This window comes from Leptolyngbya sp. FACHB-36 (genome assembly GCF_014695955.1).
Lineage (GTDB): Bacteria > Cyanobacteriota > Cyanobacteriia > Leptolyngbyales > Leptolyngbyaceae > FACHB-36.
In genome coordinates this window covers 1-2,217 of sequence record NZ_JACJPG010000084.1, presented here as the reverse complement: position 1 = coordinate 2,217, position 2,217 = coordinate 1, and the positions used below count along the sequence as shown (strand labels likewise).

The following is a 2,217-nucleotide window of genomic DNA, read 5'->3' as shown; positions in this document are numbered from 1 at the left end:
CGATCGCCGCGCACAATCAATTCGGTCTGGCTGCCTAAACGCGCTAATCCCTGCCCTAACTCCAGGGCAATGTAGCCACCGCCGACCACAAGCAACCGGGGCGGAAGCTGCTGCAAATCAAAGAAATTGCGGTTGGTGAGATAAGGCGTTCCCGCTAAACCGGGAATATCAGGGATGGTGGAGGATGTGCCTGTGTTGATGACGACGATCGGAGCCTGCACCGTCACACCGCCTCCACTCACCGTTCGTTCTCCGGTAAACTTGGCTTCAGCGCAGACGACTTTAACCCCTGCACTGTCTAGTCGCCGCTGGGTTCCCTGGTTAAACTGGCTGCGAATGCTACGCACACGCTCCATCACGGCAGCAAAATCGACTTCAACCTGTGCGTGTATGCCGAGCTTTGCGGCTTGTCGAGCGCGACCTGCGGCATGGGCAGCAGCTAAAAAGGCTTTAGAAGGCGTACAGCCATAGTTGATGCAACTGCCGCCCAACGCATCGCGCTCAAATAAAACGACGTTCTTACCTGCTTTGGCAAAGTCAGCCGCGAGTGGAACGCCGCCCTGACCACTTCCAATCACAATGACATCTGCTGTTTCCATGATTACCTCTGTTGATAGCTCGTCATTACAGTTTGCCGAGTCCGACTGGCTTTAATTAAATCGGCTGCCTTCTCGCCAATCATAATGGTCGGTGCATTCGTATTGCCTGTTGTCAGCGTTGGCATGATGGACGCATCGACGACCCGCAAGCCCTCAATCCCATGCACTCGCAGTTCAGAATCTACTACTGCCATTGAGTCAGTGCCCATTTTGCAAGTGCCTACTGGATGGTACATGCTATCGCCAGCTTCTCGGACGTAAGCGGCGAGTGCCTCATCGCTCTGAGCATCAATACTGGGAGCAACTTCCTCTCGTCGAAACTCATTAAAGGCATTCGCTGTAAATATTTGACGGAGTCGTTTAATCCCTTCCACTAGTTTTTGCACATCGATTTCACTTTCAAGATAGTTCAGTTGGATCAGCGGTGGATCTTTGGGGTCAGGCGATCGCAAACTAACACTGCCAATGTTGTGAGGGTGGGTCAGACAGACGACTCCAAAGAATCCCGGACCAGAGCGGTTAGAGCCAGGTGGTGCCCACAGAATTGGACCTGAGAAACACTGTAAATCTGGCGCAACATCCAGGTTACTCTCACTATGCAAGAATAATCCAGCTTCAGGAATTCCACTACTGGTACCTACAGGGTGGACATCCTCGGTTGCCCGGTAAGTGATGGGAGCCTGAACGTGGTCTCGGAGATTTTGACCCACCCCAGGCAGATCAGCGACAACAGGAATATCTAATGATTGCAGATATTCGGCATTCCCAATGCCGGAAAGCATCAGCAGTTTGGGCGAATCGAACGCGCCAGCACTGACAATCACCTCGGAGTTGACACTGACCTGGTGCAGCGTGCCCTCGCGCAAATATTCCACTCCAACGGCGCGAGTTCCCTCAAACAACAATCGAGTCACAAACGCCCCAGTGGTTACAGTCAGATTGGAACGATCGAGGATGGGCAATAGGAAGGCAGCGGCAGCACTGTGTCGTTTGCCATCTTTAACCGTCAACTGATAAAGTCCTGCACCTTCCTGCTGAGCACCGTTGAAGTCAGGATTGTAGTCATAACCTAATTCAATTGCTGCATTAACAAAGCGTTTAGATGTTACAGCAGGAGAAGCAATATCAGTGATGCTTAACTTTCCATCCACCCCACGATATTCAGAGGTACCGTGCTGCCGATGTTCCAATTTTTTGAAATAGGGCAACACATCCTGGTAACTCCAATCGGGATTCCCCAATGCTTGCCAATGGTCATAATCATGCGGATTGCCCCGGATGTAAATCATGAAATTAATCGCACTGCTGCCCCCCAAGACTTTGCCACGGGGAAGAAAGATTTTGCGATCGTTGAGGTAGGGTTCCGGTTCAGAGAAGTAGCTCCAGTCCACCTCAGAGCCTAGTAAGCTCGGGTGCTCCGACGGAATTTGAATTTCTGGTTTCGTATCTGGATTACCCGCTTCGAGGAGTAACACGGTTGTTTCACGGTCTTCTGTGAGGCGGTTAGCGACCACGCAGCCAGCCGACCCAGCACCAATGACGATGTAATCATATTGAGTCATCCAATTCTCCTTGTTTGTCGTGTGAATCGATTGGTCTTGCTGTAAAAACTTTTGGG

Annotated in this window: 2 protein-coding genes; both read right to left on the bottom strand. The window is 51.3% G+C overall.

Annotated elements, in window-relative coordinates:
* The coding region (locus H6F43_RS01200; RefSeq protein ID WP_190340200.1) for an FAD-dependent oxidoreductase at nt 1-599 on the bottom strand (599 nt) is incomplete at its 3' end.
* A 2-nt stretch (nt 600-601) separates the two neighbouring features.
* Nucleotides 602-2,161, bottom strand: coding sequence for a GMC family oxidoreductase N-terminal domain-containing protein (locus tag H6F43_RS01195; RefSeq protein WP_190340199.1), 1,560 nt, complete (start codon nt 2,159-2,161; stop codon nt 602-604).
* Nucleotides 2,162-2,217: the final 56 nt, after the last annotated feature.